General features: G+C 45.4%; 13 protein-coding genes. 3 read left to right on the forward strand and 10 right to left on the reverse strand.

The window, feature by feature from the left end:
• Positions 1-3 precede the first annotated feature (3 nt).
• A complete protein-coding gene (locus tag AB0L18_RS24360; protein WP_367389931.1) occupies positions 4-897 on the reverse strand; it encodes a RimK family alpha-L-glutamate ligase in 894 nt (297 codons plus the stop codon).
• A gap of 245 nt (positions 898-1,142) precedes the next feature.
• Between AB0L18_RS24360 and AB0L18_RS24365 the strand changes: the two genes are divergently transcribed.
• A complete protein-coding gene (locus AB0L18_RS24365; RefSeq protein ID WP_367389932.1) occupies positions 1,143-2,474 on the forward strand; it encodes an MFS transporter in 1,332 nt (443 codons plus the stop codon).
• Between the two features lie 210 nt (positions 2,475-2,684).
• Here the strand turns inward: AB0L18_RS24365 and AB0L18_RS24370 are convergent, their stop codons facing one another.
• The 6 genes from AB0L18_RS24370 to AB0L18_RS24395 form a co-directional block, all read right to left on the reverse strand.
• Positions 2,685-4,127 (reverse strand): hypothetical protein, encoded by a 1,443-nt coding sequence (locus tag AB0L18_RS24370; RefSeq protein WP_367389933.1) that lies wholly within the window; start codon positions 4,125-4,127, stop codon positions 2,685-2,687.
• The gene (locus tag AB0L18_RS24375) at positions 4,108-4,659 is read right to left on the reverse strand and encodes an RNA polymerase sigma factor (protein WP_367389934.1); all 552 of its coding nucleotides are present in this window, start codon (positions 4,657-4,659) and stop codon (positions 4,108-4,110) included. Before AB0L18_RS24375 ends, AB0L18_RS24370 begins: the two co-directional genes overlap by 20 nt.
• Before the next feature lie 69 nt (positions 4,660-4,728).
• Complete coding sequence (locus tag AB0L18_RS24380) at positions 4,729-6,549, reverse strand: carboxypeptidase-like regulatory domain-containing protein (RefSeq protein ID WP_367389935.1); 1,821 nt, start codon at positions 6,547-6,549, stop codon at positions 4,729-4,731.
• 131 nt (positions 6,550-6,680) lie between these two features.
• Positions 6,681-7,703, reverse strand: a complete 1,023-nt coding sequence (locus AB0L18_RS24385) for an acyl-CoA reductase (protein WP_367389936.1) — start codon at positions 7,701-7,703, stop codon at positions 6,681-6,683.
• Complete coding sequence (locus tag AB0L18_RS24390; protein WP_367389937.1) at positions 7,696-8,235, reverse strand: DUF1415 domain-containing protein; 540 nt, start codon at positions 8,233-8,235, stop codon at positions 7,696-7,698. Before AB0L18_RS24390 ends, AB0L18_RS24385 begins: the two co-directional genes overlap by 8 nt.
• Positions 8,232-9,281, reverse strand: coding sequence for an RluA family pseudouridine synthase (locus tag AB0L18_RS24395; protein ID WP_367389938.1), 1,050 nt, complete (start codon positions 9,279-9,281; stop codon positions 8,232-8,234). The genes AB0L18_RS24390 and AB0L18_RS24395 overlap by 4 nt, the downstream gene beginning before the upstream one ends.
• A gap of 95 nt (positions 9,282-9,376) precedes the next feature.
• On the opposite strand from AB0L18_RS24395, the gene AB0L18_RS24400 reads away from it, so the two are divergent.
• Together AB0L18_RS24400 and AB0L18_RS24405 are read left to right on the forward strand one after the other, a co-directional pair.
• Positions 9,377-10,579, forward strand: a complete 1,203-nt coding sequence (locus tag AB0L18_RS24400) for a PLP-dependent aspartate aminotransferase family protein (protein WP_367389939.1) — start codon at positions 9,377-9,379, stop codon at positions 10,577-10,579.
• Between the two features lie 191 nt (positions 10,580-10,770).
• Positions 10,771-11,967: a hypothetical protein gene (locus tag AB0L18_RS24405; RefSeq protein WP_367389940.1), complete on the forward strand. Its 1,197-nt coding sequence runs from the start codon at positions 10,771-10,773 to the stop codon at positions 11,965-11,967.
• A 105-nt stretch (positions 11,968-12,072) separates the two neighbouring features.
• Here the strand turns inward: AB0L18_RS24405 and AB0L18_RS24410 are convergent, their stop codons facing one another.
• The 3 genes from AB0L18_RS24410 to folD are packed head-to-tail and all read right to left on the reverse strand — an operon-like array spanning position 12,073 to position 18,391.
• Entirely contained in the window at positions 12,073-16,671 is a 4,599-nt protein-coding gene (locus AB0L18_RS24410; protein ID WP_367389941.1) for a hypothetical protein, read from the reverse strand.
• A 12-nt stretch (positions 16,672-16,683) separates the two neighbouring features.
• A complete protein-coding gene (prmA, locus tag AB0L18_RS24415) occupies positions 16,684-17,517 on the reverse strand; it encodes a 50S ribosomal protein L11 methyltransferase (protein WP_367389942.1) in 834 nt (277 codons plus the stop codon).
• The gene (folD, locus tag AB0L18_RS24420; RefSeq protein ID WP_367389943.1) at positions 17,510-18,391 is read right to left on the reverse strand and encodes a bifunctional methylenetetrahydrofolate dehydrogenase/methenyltetrahydrofolate cyclohydrolase FolD; all 882 of its coding nucleotides are present in this window, start codon (positions 18,389-18,391) and stop codon (positions 17,510-17,512) included. The genes prmA and folD overlap by 8 nt, the downstream gene beginning before the upstream one ends.
• Positions 18,392-18,614 lie beyond the last annotated feature (223 nt).

Genomic DNA, 18,614 nt, shown 5'->3' on the forward strand with positions numbered 1-18,614 from the left:
AATTCAATCTTTCCTTTTATTCGCTTTTACCTTCTTTTCTACCAATCGGATGATGGCACCAGCAACATCTTTACCCGTAGTTCCTTCAATTCCTTCTAAGCCCGGACTAGCATTTACTTCCATCACCAATGGCCCCTGGGAAGAAGGTAGTAAGTCCACTCCTGCTACTTCAATATTCAACACCCTGACTACCTCTTTCACCAAATTTTCTTCTTCTGGTTTCAATTGAATGGCTATGGAGCTTGCTCCTCGGTGTAAATTAGAGCGAAACTCTCCGGGCTTGGCTTGCCTGCGCATACTGGCAATTATCTGTCCATCGACCACTAATACGCGCGTATCGGCCCCTCTTGCTTCCGCGATGTACTCCTGCATGAGCAGTCGGTTTTCATAGCGAAAAAATTCCGACATTATTCGTTGCAAGCTCCAAGCATTATGGGCTAGTTCTACCCCTTCGCCATGGGTACTTTCCAGCATTTTCACTACTACTGGAAATCCTCCTAATTTCTCGACAATCTCTTTCAGGTCTTCAGAAGGATTGATCATAAAGGTTTTGGGAACAGGTATTTGATGTTGAACTAAAGTTTGAAAACTCCTTAATTTATCTCGCGCCAATTGAAGAGCCTCAGGGCTCGTTGGGCTGACAATCCCCATGAGTTCAAACTGATTGATGACTGCAGCTCCGAGGCCTGTAACACTGGCACCTATTCGAGGAATAACCGCATCAAGGAAATCAAGGGGCTTCGATTGATAAAAAATATTGGGTTCCGCTGCGTCTATCATCAAGCTGCACCGTGTGTGGTCAATCACGTGCATAGCATGCCCCCTTCGCTTGCCCGCTCTGTAGAGGCTGCGCGTAGAATAGAGTTCCGTGCTACGAGATAGAATTCCGATGTTCATATTGGCGGGAAAGGTAAGTGTTTTTAATAAGCAAACCAATTATGAAGATTCTTGTATCTTGACGATCCTAAACCTCACGGTATTAGGTACCTAGTATAGGGTATAAGGATTTTTCAATCCCGAATTCGATATTATACCAAGTACCATGCACCTCGTACCTTAATAAAGAGAGGTTTGATATACTACAATTCACTAATGATGAGGCACTTATTTAAAAAACACCTCACATTAAACCACCCATCTAAATGGATATACTGGATACGCCGGACGCGGCACCTGCAATCAAAAACAATCCCAGAACCATCAATGGTTGGGCGATGTTTGACTGGGCCAACTCTGCTTTTGCCCTCGTTATTACCGTTGCCATTTTCCCTCCTTACTTTTTGAGTGTCACCAACGATGTCATCCTTATTGGCTCCTTAGAGGTTTCCAACAGCAGTCTGTTTGCCTTTGCTATTTCGGCAGCCTATATTCTAATTGCCCTGGTTTCTCCCTGGCTATCAGGCATTGCTGATGCGGGAGGACGGAAAATGTGGTTTTTGAAGTTTTTTACCACCTTCGGCGCGGTTGGCTGTCTATCTCTCCTGTGGTTCAATGGTATGTCCACCTTGTGGGTAGGAACCATTGGCTTTATCATGGCCATGATAGGCTTTGCAGGTGGCCTGGTTTTTTACAACAGCTACTTACCTGATATCGCTACGGAGGACATGTATGATCGGGTGAGTGCCCGTGGATTTGCCTTCGGTTACGTCGGCAGTGTATTGCTGCTGATCATCAACCTGATTATGATTCTCAAGCCACAATTCTTTGGCCTTCCGGCCGAAGACACCCTGCCCGCGAGAATCTCTTTCGCGATGGTAGGACTATGGTGGATTGGGTTTTCACAGATTCCTTTTCGCAGATTGCCTAAGGATCAGCGGCGCGGAAGCGACAAGATCAGCACCATGGCCAAACAAGGCTACCAGGAAATAAAAAAAGTGTGGAAAGACCTTAAGCACCAACAAGAAGTAAAGCGCTTTCTCTACAGCTTTTTTTGCTACAGTATGGGCGTTCAAACCATCTTGTACCTAGCTTCGGTTTTTGCTGAAAAAGAACTTGCTTTCGCCGCTGAAGAGCTGATTTATGTGGTATTGATTCTACAGATTGTCGCTATTGGCGGTGCTTATCTTTTTGCGCTGATTTCTGAATTTCGAGGTAATGTTTTTAGCCTCGCGAGTATGCTAATCATCTGGATTGCCATCTGTCTTTCTGCTTATTTCGTTGAGGGGAAAGCAGAATTTTACTATATAGCCGGAGCGGTAGGTTTGGTCATGGGTGGAATTCAGTCGCTCTCCCGCTCTACCTATTCCAAGTTGCTCCCAGAAAACACAGAAGACACTACCTCCTATTTTAGCTTTTATGATGTTTTAGAAAAAGTAGCCATCGTTTCAGGCACCTTTATCTTTGGTTTGGCCGAACTGATTACGGGCAATATCCGCAACAGCATTTTAGTGCTGGGGGTCTTTTTTCTGCTCAGCCTTGTGCTGCTGCTACGCCTGAAGGTTCGCCGTCCGAAACGTAGGGTGGCTAAGGTTTAATTCTGGGGCAATGCCTTTTCCCGTCCCGACTTTTCTAGTAGGAACGGGAAAAGGCACCGGGTTATCTGTCGCGCTGCTCCGTGCTCCGTAGTCGGGTATAAAACCCGACGATACGGAGGACGGAGCAGAGCAGCTGCCCATCCCTCGTCCTTGCCCGATCTTCCATCGGTATCCGGTCCCCGTGCTCCGGCCTAAAAGCCTGCGCACTAATTAAAACCGATAGCGCAAACCGAGCTGCCCACCCAAGAGCTGATAACGTTCAACAAAAGGAGACGCATCACTGGAAAAGTCCTGTAAATTATAACGTACACTACCTCCTGCCAGGATGTCAATCTTTGACGTAATAGGGTACGCTAGCTGTAAGCCGCCTTGTAAACTTACCCCCAAGCCGGTTCGGTACCAATCTGTCGTCGACAAATCCTGAAAATTACTTTCCATGTCCTGGTTAAAGACCGTACCTTCCCAGCTGCGATCAAGCTGTAGCCGCACACCGGCTTCCGCCAGTAAAGTCAAACGTCCTAACTCAAAATTGTAACCCGCCAAAATTGGCAGTTCCCACTGTCGAATACTATTGTAGGTTTGCTTAAGTCGGGTAGTCGTTTCGTAATAAGCAATCTGCCCCATAATCGAATCTACCGAATTGTCTGCATTGTAAATCAACACCTGTAACCCCTCTACTGAGTCCACGGTCTGGGTAGTTACTGTATTTCCAAAAAGGGTGTTAATTTGAGTGTAGCCCAAACCTCCTCTGACTTGCCAGCCACGCTGACTACGATAGCCAAAACTGAGATCAGCACTTACACCTTCCAGCAATTCCTCGGAATTCGTTCTATCACTCGCCCAATCCCCGGCCAGCGAATCCTTGCTTTCAAGTTCGCGCTGAAGGCCAAAGTAGGCGACATCAATTTGAGCAAAAAACGGGCTATTCTTACTCCGGCGGTAAGCTGATGTGGCTGGTATAGCCATTATCAATTCATTGTTCTTGCCAACATGCTCCACACCAAAGACCAACGTCTTGATGGCTGGTGTTAGCGCAAATGACCTCTCCTTACGGGTGTCCGTCTCCAATAGAGGGTTTTCGATAGGTGACCATACCATTGCAGCTTCCTCCGATTGCTCAGAAGAATTCACGATTGTCTTATCTTCTATAGACAAATCTGCTACGGCTTGGTCAATTTCCACCTCTTTAGGTTCCCCATGACGGGTAGACAACTTATCAGCCACCGTAATACCGTCGGTAGTTATTTCTTTTTCTTCAGCAGCCTTAGTCATGTAAGTCGCTGGGGAGAATTGTTTTGTATTTTCCGTTTCTACTGAGCTATTTATCGGATCCGAAATAGTAGGCTGCTGACTTTGAATAGCTGCAACTTCTTCCCCGCTTTCCAATGTGGAAAGTACGGTGTCTGTTTCGGTAGAGAGCAACGTATGATCAACCATAGCAGGAGCATCTTCCACTACTTGATCTTGCTCCTTCATAGCAGACCAAGTCCAAAGACCTCCAGCAACTGCTATCACTCCAGCCAGTAACAATAACCACAGCCATGGCTTACGCTTCTTGGGAGGCTTGACAGCCTGCCAAAGCGCCTCCGCATCTACGCTAGATTCGTATCGCCCCAGCGTTTCTCCAATGTGCTTATCCAACTCGTTTGACATAAGTCTCCTTTTCTTGTTGTAAAATCATGGCCTGCAATTTTTGCCGCGCACGTACCAACTGTGAGCGAGATGTACCGGGAGCAATTCCAAGTATATCTGCAATTTCATCGTGTGCGTAACCTTCTACAACGTATAAATTAAAAACATCCCGAAAACCATCGGGCAACTGCTGTATCAAAGCGATCAGTTCTTCCGCACCTAATTGCTGAATCACATTGGGAGCAACCAAAGGATGTGTGATCTCTTCCAAACCGGCTTGCTCTCGCTGATAAGCAGCTTTGTCTTTGGATTGCAAGGCGATGTTGATGACTATCCTGCGCAACCACGCCGCGAAAGAACCCGTTTCCTGGTACCTTTCAATCGCCCGAAAAATGCGAATAAACGCTTCTTGCAGTACATCTTTAGCAGCATGATCATCACGGCAGTAGCGTCGCGCTACGGTCATCATCATGGGCGAGTAGCGAAGCACCAGTGCTTTCTGGTACTTCGCTTTTCCTCGTTGACACCCGCGAATGATTTCGCTTTCCGTCATAAATTATTAGATGCGTTTTATCTCTTTAAGCTAAAAGATATTCTCTTCGCTTATCTATTCATCAGCTCACTAGTCAGGAATTCGCACTCGGAACGTTCCACTCACTGGCACATCAATTAATTGCTGCGTCTGTTGTTGTGTACCTTCATAGCCATTTGAAGTTCCTGAATAATTACCTTCCAAGAACCCTCCTGGGCCTTCGTTATTGGTAATATTCACCGTTACACTACCACAAGGAGGGTAACAGTACAAGAACATACCACCACCAATGGGGCTCTCATATTGATTATAGTTGTATCCCACATCTATGCCAGTGTAAGATCCAACTCCAAGTTCGTTCAGGTACAAAGTAATCTGATGCTGGCTATTATTTGTGTCAAAACCACGGCCACTAATGACACTGTAAGTTTCGAAGATAATGCTATCGGGAGAAAGCTCAATCGTATCAATCGATAAAGTAAGATCAACAAAATCAAGTAATGTACCATTGGCATCACTGCTCAGGAAACTCTCTAAAACTACACCACAAGCCGCAATCGTACCAATATCAAGGTCATCCGTTAAGGTGTAGCTAGCAGGTTCTGAAGACTCAAGGTTATCAAAATCGTAAACCACAATATTTAACTCGGTACTCGTACAACCTAGGTAAGTATACTCAAAGAAACCATTCTCATCAGCTATTACTACTTCTGAATAATACCAGATGTTGTGATTAAGCATGACGATAGCTCCGTCAACACCATCACCATTACAATCAACCACCTGGCCGCTAATAGTAGCATCAGAAGGACTTTGTAAGGTTAAGCACTCCGACAAGTCAGTGTCAGCAGTAAATGGTCCTACAGAAACTACCTGGCCTCCTCCACATGGATTACTGAAGTAAAAATTCAAGACTTCGCCAGCAGGCACTGGGCCGTAAAAATGACCAGCATCATCCGTTCTTCCCCAAATAATCGAACCCTGACCTTCTACGGCAACCGTAAAGGATTCAAATGAAGCAGATGATCCGTCCTCGAATTGGACACAACCAGTGATGTCAATGGTCTCTGTACCATAAGGGAAATCAACATTCCAGAAAGTAAAGTGGCTTACTTCACCATAGTAGAAGTCACCATCCATAATGGCTTTACCATCTTCAATCCAAACGCCATCGGTTTCATCAAAATACCAGAGCGGAATTTCTGTTGGAGCAATAGAGCGAAGTTCCGCAGGGATAGGATAGCTCAACATTGCCTTACGGCCAGGAGCTATTTGTAGTTTATTACCAGACTGGTCGTACAGTTCTACGGCCAACATCCCCATGGAAGTCATGGTCACCTCCTGTCCAGCTTCATTTACACCAAACAAACCACCAGGCATAAAGTCGCCAAGGTTTTCATCTGTTGGATCAAGCCACTGAGCATAGACTTCGACCTGGCCTGTTACGACCTGACCTTGTGGGTTAACCACACTGTTGGCAGGCAGCTCTATTCGAGCATCCTGAACCTCAATAGTGCCTCCCTGGCTGCCCGTTACGGTTCCTGCTAAAGTTTTGGGAAGCAATTGAATCCGATTGGTATTACGAGAACCATTGGCGGGATAAAAGCGATCAGAACCCAGAAAATAGCCCGCTTTTGTAACGGTAACATAGGCCCCCTTGGCATTCATCTGTACGCTGCGGAATTGGTAGAGACCTTCAGCATTGGTAACAGCAACTTGGCTCCCCAAGCGCACCATAGCATTATCGATCCCGACGCCATTCAAATCAACAACTTGTCCGGCAAGATCTGCCGTGACAATTACGATAGGTGGCTGGTATTCCGTACCGGTAGTAGTAATGATGTCAGTGTCTTTTCGACAGCTAAATGTAATCAGTGGCAGAGCCAATAAAAGGAAAATCCAATTTTTCATTTTCTATTCTTTTGCTTTCCGATGTTTTTCGGTAGGCGGTGATAAGTTTTGCGTTGACAACGTTTTCACCCTTAGAATAGGACAAGTACAACTTCTGCTGCACGGAGAGTTGGATTTTTTTATTTTTTATTTCATAAGCTTAAAAGAAAGGCCATGGTATCCACGCCGTCGGCATAATCACTGAGCCCTGGTTGTTGGGCCGTTCCTGGTGGATAGACTGCTAAGCCATCCAGCGGCAGCTGACTCACCACCAGCTGAATCTCCTCTTCCCTCAGTAATAGTTCCGTCGTCACTGCTTCTAATCCTGTATAGTATTCATAATGTAGCGTTGCTATGGGAGATTGTAGTGAAGTGTTCTCCGTTATAAGAATACAGCCATTGGCTTCATAGCTCACCTTATTGAGCACATACAGTGCATAATTGTAATCGAAATTATTCTTGTACTTGGTGTGATTAATCAATAAATGCCGGTATTCGTGTAGTGCTTCTAATAGTGGCTTAAAATCATAGCCCTCTGGCACGTACAGTTTCGAGACATTGCGGCAACCCAAGCCAAAATAATCAAAAATATCATGCCCCAATACCAACAATTCCTCTACAGACTCTTCGCCTGAAAGTACTGCTACTGCATTTCTGTTGCGTCGAATGATGTGAGGGTATTTAGCAAAATATGCTTTAAAATAGCGAGCCGAATTGTTGCTCCCCGTAGCGATAACCGCTTCAAAGTCTTGTAGTTTATTTACTACATCAAAATAACCGGTGGTACGCTCATCAATAATTTTCAATGCCCGCAAAATTGCAGGCAACAGATAAGGGTCTTTATCAGACATTTTCACCTGTACTCGGTGCCCACTCATAAAAACGGTGAGCAGATCATGAAAACCGACCAAAGGCAAATTGCCGGCCATCACCAAGCCTACTTGCTTCGAAACGGTGGTTTCAGGTACATCGTACTTCGCCAACCAAGCAGTCAGTTTTTCTGGCGATAGCATCTGGGTGGCAATCGCCTCAATGGCTTGTTGCTGGTTGGCTTCCGTAAACCAGCCATTATGAATGGCAGAACGTTTTATACTGGCTTGCAAAAAATCATCTTCGCCACTACTTAGCCATTCTCCCAAACGTAACAGTGCGTTAAATCTTTCCTCTTTATTCATGGTGCCCAATGCGTAAATGCGCTAATGCTTTTTTGCTTAATGTCCTGAGATAAGCTGCGTTACGCTCAGGGATTTCGTCAACTTCAGGAAACTGCGCTACCGCCTCTTCTACACTCTCTTCCCGCAACAAATGAAGCAGCGGAAAAGGAGAACGGTTGGTATAATTAGCCAGATCCTCCTGATCGCTATCGCCAAAATAAAAGTCGGGGTGGAATCCTACCAACTGGACCAGGCCTTCTGTCTTACTATCCACCAAAATGTCCTGGGTCCATTCCCAATAAGCCCAGAAATCATCAAACTCTGGAAATAAATTTGGGAAGACCAGCAGTGTTGTTTCCAGTTTTTGTCGATCCTCCGTCACCAGATCACTCAGCTCTTCCAGAAGTGCCCTCGTCAGTACTTCTTCTTCAGCAGCATCAACCACTCTGATCCTGATTCGTTCCTGCATAAATGGCCGCTTGGCAAAAGGGCAAATATTGTGACCGATCACAAAATGGGCAAGCCACGAATGGACAACTTCAGCTGGACTCATGGCATGTTGTTTTTACCAGCTTTACGCTGCGCGACATAGTCGCGCCAAAGCGTCATCGCGGCCTCAAAATCAGCAGGTAAATCCGACTCAAACAGCATACGTTCGCCCGTACGGGGGTGATCAAAACCAATGGATTTAGCGTGAAGTGCCTGACGAGGCATCGCATCAAAGATTTTTTCTACGTATTGCTTGTACTTGGTATAAACCGTTCCTTTCACTATTTTATCTCCTCCGTAGTGACGATCACTGAACAAGGGGTGCCCTAAATGCTGCATATGCACCCGAATTTGGTGGGTACGCCCCGTTTCCAAATTACACTTGACCAAGGTCGTGTAGTACATCCGCTCTATTACTTCGTAATGCGTAATGGCCAATTTGCCATCCTCTTCTTCTTCGTAAACGCGGTTGACACGTGGGTTGCGATCATCACGACCAACATAATTGGAAATTGTCCCTTTATCCTGTTCTAGATCCCCCCACACCAGGGCATAATAGGTACGCTCAATGGTGTGGTCAAAAAATTGTTTCGCCAGGTGAGTCATCGCTAAATCACTCTTGGCCACAACCATTAGGCCCGAAGTATCTTTGTCAATCCGGTGCACCAACCCAATGCGATTGTGCGCGTTCCCTTCCAATACCGGTAACTCTTTGCCAAAATGAAAGGCCAGTGCGTTGGCTAAGGTACCCGTCCAGTTTCCGACCCCGGGGTGCACCACCAAACCTGGTGGCTTGTGCAAAATCAGTAGGTCTTCGTCTTCGTAACGAATATCCAGCGTGATGTTCTCCGCCAATAAGGGCGAGTCTTCATTGTAATACTTGGGGAGCACCATCTTAATCAACTCCCCTGGTTTAACCTTATGGTTGGATTTGATTTGCTTATCATTCACGGTGATACTCCCGGCCTTGATGGCCTCTTGTATCCGATTCCGCGAAAATTGCATGCGCGTATGCAGAAATTTATCAATCCTTAGGGGTGATTGTTTACCATCCACCCTGATTTCGGAGATTTCGTACAAGTCATCACTTTCTTTATCTTCTTCCTGCATGTTGATCAACTATTGACTGGTGCAAAAGTAGTAATTTTGGCACTAGGTCAGTGCTTTTCACTGGTCATAGAATTCTTAATCTCAAGAAAAGCAATATGTCTGAGCAACCCATTGGCCCCGCTTCCATTAGTGCACGTGATCCGCAGTGGTCGGCGGGCAATCCTCCTCACCAATTACCCATTTATGCCGCTTCCTCCTTCACTTTCGAAAGTATCGAGCAAGGGATGGCCATTTTTGATGGAGAAACACCCGGTAATATCTATTCTCGTTTCGGCAACCCCACCATTGATGCCGTCGCCGATAAGATTGCGCGACTAGAGGGCCGAGGACTTCCCGGCGAAACTTATGGGCTTTTGACCAGTTCGGGGATGGCTGCTATTTCACTCATGGGCTTGGGCTTGTTGAGCCCTGGTGATAGTGTCTTGACACAGGCCGATTTATACGGTGGAACGGTAGCGCTTTTCCGCGACGTCTTCCAGCCATTGGGCATCAAAATGATCATCCACGATCTGCGCGACGAAGACGGGCTTACGCGCTTGCTGGAGGAGGATAGTAGTATAAAAATGATTTACACTGAAACGCCTTCCAACCCTATTTTACGCTGTGTAGATTTAGAAAAACTGGCGGCTTTCGCCAAAATGTACGACTGTATTACCGTCGTAGACAATACCTTTGCCACGCCGCTCTTACAACAACCCCTGGCTCTTGGTATTGACTTTGTCTTGCACTCTACCACCAAATACCTTAATGGGCACGGTACGGGCACTGCTGGCGTCTTGGTCAGCCAACATCTGGAGCTGATGAAGGAACGATTATTGCCCAAACTGCGCCTCTTGGGAGGAACGGCCAGCCCTTGGGAAGCCTGGCTACTCCACAACGGCATGAAGACCTTAGCTCTCCGGATGGAGCGCCATTGTCAAAATGCTCAGATGGTTGCAGAAATGCTTGTTGCAAATGATAAAGTTGAAGTCGTTCACTATCTCGGCCTGCCGGATCATCCCGATCACGAACTCGCCAAGTCCCAAATGCAAGGCCCCGGTGGGATGATCAGCTTTGAATTGACAGGTGGTTTAGAAGCAGGAAAGGATTTTCTTAACCGACTTAAATTTTGCACCCTCACCCCTACCCTTGGTGATGTAGATACCTTGATTCTTCATCCTGCAACCATGTCTCATCGGGCAATTGATCCCGAAGTGCGACGTGCCCACGGTATCAGTGATGGTCTGATTCGGATTTCCGTTGGGATAGAAGATGTGGCAGATATTTTGCATGATTTGGAGCAGGCGATTGGTGGGTAGTTAGATCATACACTACAACCTTTCCTTAACAAGAAACTAAGACCAGTTAACAGCCTTTAACCAAGCTGATTTTCCCTTTAACCATTTCTTAGCGAAGAAGATGGAAGGCCGCCGTTATCTTTGATTACATGGAGAAAGGATATAACCTATCTATTCTCAAGACAAATTTGACGCCCATAAATTCTTCAGTTATGAAACGTATCACCCCTGCCCTCGTTTACTTGATCCTTGTTTTGTTCACCTTCCAGTCTTGTGTGAGTGCCGAAAAGCTCGTTGAGACCGGCAATTATGATCAAGCCATTGCCCTGGCAAAGCGAAAGCTAAGTGGCAAGCAGCGTAAAAACCCCAAACTGGTGCTCGCAGCAGAAGAGGCATTCGCTAAAATCACTGTACGAGAAATGCGCGAATTGGAACGCTTACAGCGCGCCAATCGCGATGAAAACTGGGGCAGAATCAACGAAATAACCCGCAACATCCGCAAACGTCAAGAGGCACTTCGTCCATTACTTCCTCTGACGGATAAAAATGGCTACACTGCCACTTTTAATTTTGTCCAAGTAGATGCCCTTGAGGAAGAAAGCCGCGACAAAGCTGCCGCTTATCACTACCAGCAGGCTAACGACCTTTTGCGGCAAGCACAAAATGGCGACAAAGCTGCCGCACGCGCTGCTTATCGCGAGCTGGAAGAAACCCAGCGTTATTTTAGAAACTACCAAAATGCTACTGCCTTGCAACAGCGGGCTCACGAGCTGGGCATAACGCACATTCTGGTACGGGTAGAAAACAGTGCACCTGTAGTCACACCAGCTGCTTTTGAACAAAGGCTTGCACAGGTAAACACCGCTGGTCTGAATAACTTCTGGCAGCAGTACCATATTCGAGATAACCGTCAGTTTGACTTTGACTACGAGATCAAATTACGTATTACAGACATCATCGTGAGCCCTGAATTGGTGCGTGAACGCGAATATGTAGACACCAAAAATATCACTGATGGCTTCGAGTATGTCCTGGATAACAATGGTAATGTCGTGAAAGATTCTTTAGGCAACGACGTGAAAGTACCCCGCGAGATTACGGTCAAAGCTTGGGTCATTGAGACCTTGCAGCAAAAAGAAGCCAATGTGGAGGGTGTGGTAGAAGTTTACAATTTGCACACCAATCGCTTGGTTCGCTCTCAGCCATTGGCCGCAGCGGCAATATTTGAAAATTATGCTTCCACATTCCGTGGCGACAATCGTGCTTTGAGCAGAGATACCCGCAACAGAATCGGAAATCGGCCAGTGCCTTTTCCTAGCAATGAGGCACTTATCCTGCAAGCAGCCGATCAGCTGAAGCCAGCTTTACTTGATCGCATCCTGGATTACAACCATTTGGTGGAAGTTTAGGAAAGCATAAAGGATAGAAAAAAGAGGGTAGAAAGCACGCATTTCAAATTGCGAGTTCTCTACCCTCTTCTTTTAACCAAAAGCTAAAATTATTGCTGATTAGCGTTACTGTACCGCCTGAATCCTACGAAGGAATAGATTAGCAGAGCTAAGTTCTACGGGTACAATTTCAAAAGTCTCCCCGTCATCCATCTTCATGATGAGGTCTTTGACCTTCATCCCCTCCAGCTGCTGCATGAAGACCGTATTGTTGGAAGTGATACTGAGGATACCTTGCTTAAAGCCAAAGAAATAGAACAATCCGCTGGGTGATTTTAGATACACGTACAGGCGATCATCAGCGTCTGTACTTGGCATTTTCAACTCTACGTAGCATTCTACCTGTTTATTCAATGGAACACCACTGATGGAAATAATACCATTGTTTTTTTCCGTTGAAACGAATGACTGATAATCCTGGTGCCATTTCATAGGTAGCTTGCTAAACAGGAAATCGTAAGGATTTAACTTTTTGGGAACGTCTAACACCCCTAAACCTAAGCCAGCCAATGCGTCGTCGCGTTCCTTACCCGCTGGAAAAAGCTCTCTCACTGTTTTTTGATAGAATGCAATATCTGTCAAGTAACCAATTGCTCTTGATTCGAAAGAAGCCGACTCAAAGTCGTTTTGAACGATTTTCAAGAGGTTTTCAGGGATTCTCATCTTCAATCCCATCATCCATTCTGCATTAAAAGCAATTTGGGAGGGATCAAAAGCTACCGATGCTTCTGTTTCCTCTTCTTCTACCAGTGGTTCATCGGCGAGCATAATAGCACCTGTTTCTTCCACTTCTGGTTCCTCTTCCGGTGCGGGGGGAGGAAAAGCAGTTGTGGCCCTACCTGCTGCATCTACTTGCATATAACGCAACTCCGACCCTAAGGTGAATTTACCTTCTGCTTCTACACTTCCATCCACATTTTTAAACAGCATTTTATTGCCGACGATCTCGTTTCCAAGGATAATCGCAGAATCTCCAAGAATGAACTGATCCTTATCCTCCAGATACTTGATCACGCCCGTTGATAAATCCAGGATCTTGCGGTCTTTACGGAAGTAAAGAGGTGTGATGATTCGTGGATAAACCCTACTGAATTCTTTCGATAGAAACAAGCCAGAGAACAAGGGTTCATTTTCGTAGGAATTGGGGACATCATAATCAATGACCAAGTCATTTTTATCCCCCGCAAAACTTACCGTAAACCAATATTTATTAGGCAAATTCTCCGCGTTGAATCGGGCATAACCGTCAAAACGAAGGCTCTTTTCTTCCGCATCCAGGCTAATTGTGCCTCGGAACTGCGTTTTGTGATCAATAAAGAAAGTATCCGTCGGTTGAATTTCACCCGTTGCTCTGGTTACGGAAAGTTTCTCCTTATAACCTCCCTTTCCTATAGGCTGACCGATAATATTATCCAGTTCAAATTCTTGCTGGTGAGGTCCCACATTGTATTCGTAAAACCCACTGGCTTCGTACACTCTTCTGCCCTTGATATCTACCGTCGCTCGATTGATGACGTGGTATTTACTGGTGGTATCTGCAATGATTTTCGCATTTTCCAGTCGTGCCATTTCAGCATTCGCAGAGATTTCTATGTACTGGCTATCCGGGTAAATGAAAGCGTCAGAAGACACAATGTAATCTACACCATTAATAGCCAAGAGGCTGGTTTTCAAATCATACGTAGCTTCCTCTCCCCTGAACTGCAAGGAGTCTTGATCAGGATGTATAGACGTAAATAAGGCAGGGTTATCTTTATCCGACTCGAAAGTGATGGTACTGCCTTTCATATCCCAGTCAAACTTATTCATGGAAGTTGTGTACTGGTTATAAGGTAAGGTCGTAATGACGCTCTCATCGTTCGCCTCGAAATGCCCGACCCCTTCATCATAATCGAGTGAACCATTTACGTTATCTGTTTCCAGACCAAGTCGATCATCTACTTCAAGCACATTGATCTTGATCAGCATGGTGTCGGCAACTGCAGAGTTAGCCCCGAAGGAGAAAATGGTTGACTCCGCCTCTCCCAAACTCCATCCCAAACTTCCTGATCCTCGTAAGCCGGAGGGAGTTAATACCAGTGTTCCTTCCAACTGGTGATCGTTTTCTTGATAGAGCTCGAAAGGAGCTTCTGCGCTTTTTACAATCAAGCTATCACTGTAAGGTCGCCATTCCAGGTTTACCGCTTCCCCGTGTACTTCAGGCACGGGAATAGCTCCTACCCGATCTTCTTCCAAATCAAAGGCATCTGCACTTGCAGTGGTTCTTTTAGGCATAAAAGTAAAATCCTCTGCGTCGACTACTGCCTGCAAGTAGTTCAATCTTCCTTTACCGAGAAGGCCATTGTTATCCAGCTTCATTTCACCGGTAAAGGTTCCTTTATCATCGTAAGCAGGGTAACCTTCGGTTGGTGTTTCGGTACTAAAGCCCAAAGATTGGTCCTCTTGTAATACCAAGGTCTCTTTGATCTCTGGAAACATGCCATTACTGAAAAGCTTTCCTTTAAAGTGTACATCTTGAGGTCCGTATCGGTCCAGGTGATCAAAGCTAAAAGGTGCAATCTCGAAGTAAAAGGAATCGCGGGTATAAACCCCATCTTGGGTATCACTACGGTCATAAAAAACGTAGCTATTCCCCTTGCTCTGTAATGAAGGAAAGATAGGAATATCCTTACGACCAGACTTATTGTTGGGTGCATCCACCAATAGAACCCCTTGAAGATGTTCAATCCTGGAACCAATGCTAAAAGCTTCCGGCTTGTTGTTCTCATCCAGGTTCCCTGTAGGGACAAACAAATCAAAATAGCGCACGGAATCTAGATCGATTTGATTGCTCTCATACTGAAAATGGAAGTCTTTTCCTTCCATCACACTGTAACCAGCAAACAATTGACCATCGAAATCAAAATTTCGGTTACCCTTTAAGAAAACCTGATTTCCGGAAGGTAAAGTAGCTACTCGTTGAGGTTTACTGAAATCAATACGTTTCACCCCATTAAGAACTGTGTATCCATCGCCCAAACCAATAGAGGCGTTGATGGTATCCGTTTGAGAGACCAACTGTAGGTAATCATAATCTACATTTCCAGCATCCGCATTTACATAGTGGTATATTTTCTCTTTCATCTCAATCTCATCCGTTTCGGGATCATAAGCGATGAAGCCTTTGCTAACCAGATCGTAGATAAGTGGGCGGATATTTTCTACCGTAAATTTTGAATTCAGCCGGCTTGCTAGCAAAGAAGCCGACATGAAGTTGGTACCTTCCCTTTCTGCCGTTGCTTTCATAATCGCCAGCGGGTTGGCTGTCGCAATATTTTGCACCCGGTTGTATTCCCTGGGATCAAAATAATTAAGTGACTCGAAAACGACGTCTCCTTTATTTACAAAACTTGCCGTTGGACGACCAATGATAAGCGAATCTTCATTCAAAAACACCTTGATAAAATCTGCATCGATATTCATCTGGTGAAGACTATGGTAGAAAGGATACCGATCTGTCCCTTTTTTACCACGCGTAAGCTCCATACTAAGATCGCTCAAGTTTAATCGGACATTGACCGAAGGATGATAAAGACTATCTGCTCCCAGGTAAACAATAGAATTGACGCTTGAGCCAACAATACGATCCTGTTCTTTTATGGTAACCAGGTTTCCAACGCCTTGAAAACGCGGTTGATTCCGATCATTCAATACCAGTAGCTCGGCAGGCGCGTCTTTTGAGCCAAAAGCATAGACCGTTGCGCCGTGAAGTCGAAATCCTCCTCTCAATCTAACCCCTTCACGTACATTGGGAATATTGATATACCCCTCCGTTGATTCAAACCGTGGATAGGATGTCCGGCTGTCATCAGAAACCAATTTATCCGTAAAAGTCCCCTTGACCCGCTTATCTCCAAAGTACTGGGGATAAGTAAGATAAGCTACTTCTGCATCGTAAATACTGCGAATGGTTTCTACTTCGTAACGCTCCAAGTCTACAAAAACGGCGGATCCTAATTCTGTTCGCTGCCAAGTTGTTTTTCCCCCGCTGCCTTTCAGTACATTTTCTAGTGGATAGTAATCAAAATTGGTTTGATTGATCATGATCGTATCATCAGACCTCAGCCCGGTCAGATCAGCATTTTGCACCTTTAGGACAGGTTCTTTATCGTACGCCCAATCAAACTTTTCGGCAAACACAAACCAACTTACACTTGCTGGAGAATATTTGATGGCTTGTAAGCCAAAGAAGTCGTTAGAAAATTTCAAAAATGAACCAATGGTATTCACTGTAAAATTGGCATCATCCTTGAGCATACTTTCCAGAACTCGGTTCCAGGCAGTGAATTGTTCTGCGTACGCTGTATTTTGTTTGATGTTTATGAGCGTCTCCAGGTAATCCTGAAAATGGGGGCTAGCTCCAAGACGCTTTGAACGCATCAGTAGCCCTGTATTGGTAATTTGTGTTTGTTCTTCGGGCGTGAATGCACCAGAACTAAAGACTTCCGCAAAAGTTCTGTAAGCTTCTTCAACAGGCTTTGGCTTACCTTCGGTCATTAAAGTTTCTAATTCCGAAATAAACTCTGCCTGCACTTGGGCGGGTGAAAGCGTATCCTTGGCCATCTGAGCAGAAAGCAGGCCATGTCCTCCCAAAAAGAGAACACCCAATAGTAACAGTCGCAACATAATTATTCTTTTTTAATCCCTCCGATAGTGTAAGAGTAGCCAACCGTCTCTTTCTCGGGTCAACACTTTCTGCCAGCCTACCTCCGCAGCTTTTTGGTCAACTAAAGCTTGATCTTGCTGCAAAATACCTGACACTAGTAAATCCCCGCCGGCAACGGTCCTTGCGTATAACGCATCAAGGCTAGACAGTATTACGTTACGATTGATATTCGCCAGGATGACCTGATTATTGGTCGGAGGGACGGCACTAATATCTCCCGTAAAGACTTCGATACCCGTCACATCGTTGGCCTCCATGTTCACCAGGGTATTCTCCGTAGCAGCTTCTTCTATATCTACGGCGGTAATCGGGTGAGCACCCAATTTACTGGCAAGAATTGCTAAAATACCGGTCCCACAACCATAATCAAAGACCGACTTGCTGTTAAAATCCAATTCCTGCATCCGTTCCATGACCAGATAAGTCGTAGCGTGATGCCCTGTTCCGAAAGCCATTCGAGGGTGAATGGTAAGCTCGTATTCAACATCATCAAAAGAAGGATGAAACTCGGCTCGAATACCGACAAATGTTCCTACTTGAACAGGCTTGAAAGACGCCTCCCATTGTTCATTCCAGTTCTGGCCAGCAATAAACTCACGATCATAAGCGCAGCTATGCACGTCTGCGAGGATGGCAATTTGAGCTACGACTTCTTCACTCAAATCTGTAACATCTATATAAGCTAACAGCTCCTTTGTTTTCTCTTCAAAGCCAAGGACAGGAAGCAGGTTAAGTTGCTCAACCAATTCTTCCCTTTCATCACCTATTACCTTAAAGGAATAAGCCCAATAAGCATGCTTATCCATAAATGGCGTTTTGGCTCGCACTTAGCGTATTCATTAACAAAGAAACTACCGTCATCTGCCCTACTCCTCCAGGGACAGGAGTGATATAGCTGGCTTTGGGGCTAACTCCCTCAAAATCTACATCCCCTACGAGGCGATAGCCACGAGCCGCCGCAGGATCTTCAATCCGGTTGATACCCACATCAATAATAACCACTCCTTCTTTTACCATATCGGCGGTAATGGTATTAGGATGACCAATAGAGGCGATGAGAATATCGGCACGGCGGGTATGCTCGGCCAGATTTTCCGTACGGCTATGACAAAGTGTTACGGTAGCATCTCCAACCTTTCCTTTGCGGGAAAGAAGAATACTAATGGGTGTACCCACAATATTGGAACGGCCTACCACCACCACTTCTTTTCCCGAAGTAGGAATTTCGTAACGCTTTAAGATTTCAACGATTCCACAGGGTGTCGCGGGTAGGTAACAAGGCAACCCAAGGGCCATTCGACCAATATTAACTGGATGAAAACCGTCTACATCTTTGGCAGGATCAATTGCTAAAGTAACTTTTTCTTCATCAAGGTGCGCAGGCAGAGGCAATTGTACGATAAATCCATCGATACCATCATCATGATTTAATTCATGGATAATATGCAGCAATTCCGTTTCCGAAATATCGGCAGGCTTCTTGATGAGGGTAGAGTGGAATCCCACTTGTTCACAAGAACGCACCTTATTGCGAACATAGACCTGACTAGCTGGATTGTCTCCTACTAATACCGCAGCCAAATGAGGCACTTTCCCTCCAGCGGCAATTTGAGCAGTAGTTGCTTTTGCTAATTCATCTTTAATCTGGCGAGCCAGTAATTTTCCGTCCAATAATTCCATGCCTTCTTATTATTAAGCTGCAAAGATAAACTTTAGCTTTTGCTTAGCCGAACCACAAACAGCAATATTTCTTACTAATCGTCGGTAATTTACAATACTCGCGAATTTAGGTAAACGTGATCAACATTCTTTGCGCCAAGCAGCGAATAGATCCTAGCGAGGGTCTAAACCTCGAGGAAGGAAATATCAAATGTCGGGTAACTATCCGAATCTTATAAGGAAA

The sequence above is a fragment of the Lewinella sp. LCG006 genome, from assembly GCF_040784935.1.
Taxonomy (GTDB): Bacteria; Bacteroidota; Bacteroidia; order Chitinophagales; family Saprospiraceae; genus Lewinella.

Bases quoted from the DNA above. Each gene is read 5' to 3' on its own strand.
- AB0L18_RS24395 (WP_367389938.1), bottom strand. From the start codon at position 9,281: ATGCAGGAAGAAGATAAAGAAAGTGATGACTTGTACGAAATCTCCGAA.
- AB0L18_RS24380 (WP_367389935.1), bottom strand. From the start codon at position 6,549: ATGAAAAATTGGATTTTCCTTTTATTGGCTCTGCCACTGATTACATTT.
- AB0L18_RS24410 (WP_367389941.1), bottom strand. From the start codon at position 16,671: ATGTTGCGACTGTTACTATTGGGTGTTCTCTTTTTGGGAGGACATGGC.
- AB0L18_RS24385 (WP_367389936.1), bottom strand. From the start codon at position 7,703: ATGAATAAAGAGGAAAGATTTAACGCACTGTTACGTTTGGGAGAATGG.
- AB0L18_RS24400 (WP_367389939.1), top strand. From the start codon at position 9,377: ATGTCTGAGCAACCCATTGGCCCCGCTTCCATTAGTGCACGTGATCCG.
- prmA (WP_367389942.1), bottom strand. From the start codon at position 17,517: ATGGATAAGCATGCTTATTGGGCTTATTCCTTTAAGGTAATAGGTGAT.
- AB0L18_RS24360 (WP_367389931.1), bottom strand. From the start codon at position 897: ATGAACATCGGAATTCTATCTCGTAGCACGGAACTCTATTCTACGCGC.
- folD (WP_367389943.1), bottom strand. From the start codon at position 18,391: ATGGAATTATTGGACGGAAAATTACTGGCTCGCCAGATTAAAGATGAA.
- AB0L18_RS24390 (WP_367389937.1), bottom strand. From the start codon at position 8,235: ATGAGTCCAGCTGAAGTTGTCCATTCGTGGCTTGCCCATTTTGTGATC.
- AB0L18_RS24365 (WP_367389932.1), top strand. From the start codon at position 1,143: ATGGATATACTGGATACGCCGGACGCGGCACCTGCAATCAAAAACAAT.
- AB0L18_RS24370 (WP_367389933.1), bottom strand. From the start codon at position 4,127: ATGTCAAACGAGTTGGATAAGCACATTGGAGAAACGCTGGGGCGATAC.
- AB0L18_RS24405 (WP_367389940.1), top strand. From the start codon at position 10,771: ATGAAACGTATCACCCCTGCCCTCGTTTACTTGATCCTTGTTTTGTTC.
- AB0L18_RS24375 (WP_367389934.1), bottom strand. From the start codon at position 4,659: ATGACGGAAAGCGAAATCATTCGCGGGTGTCAACGAGGAAAAGCGAAG.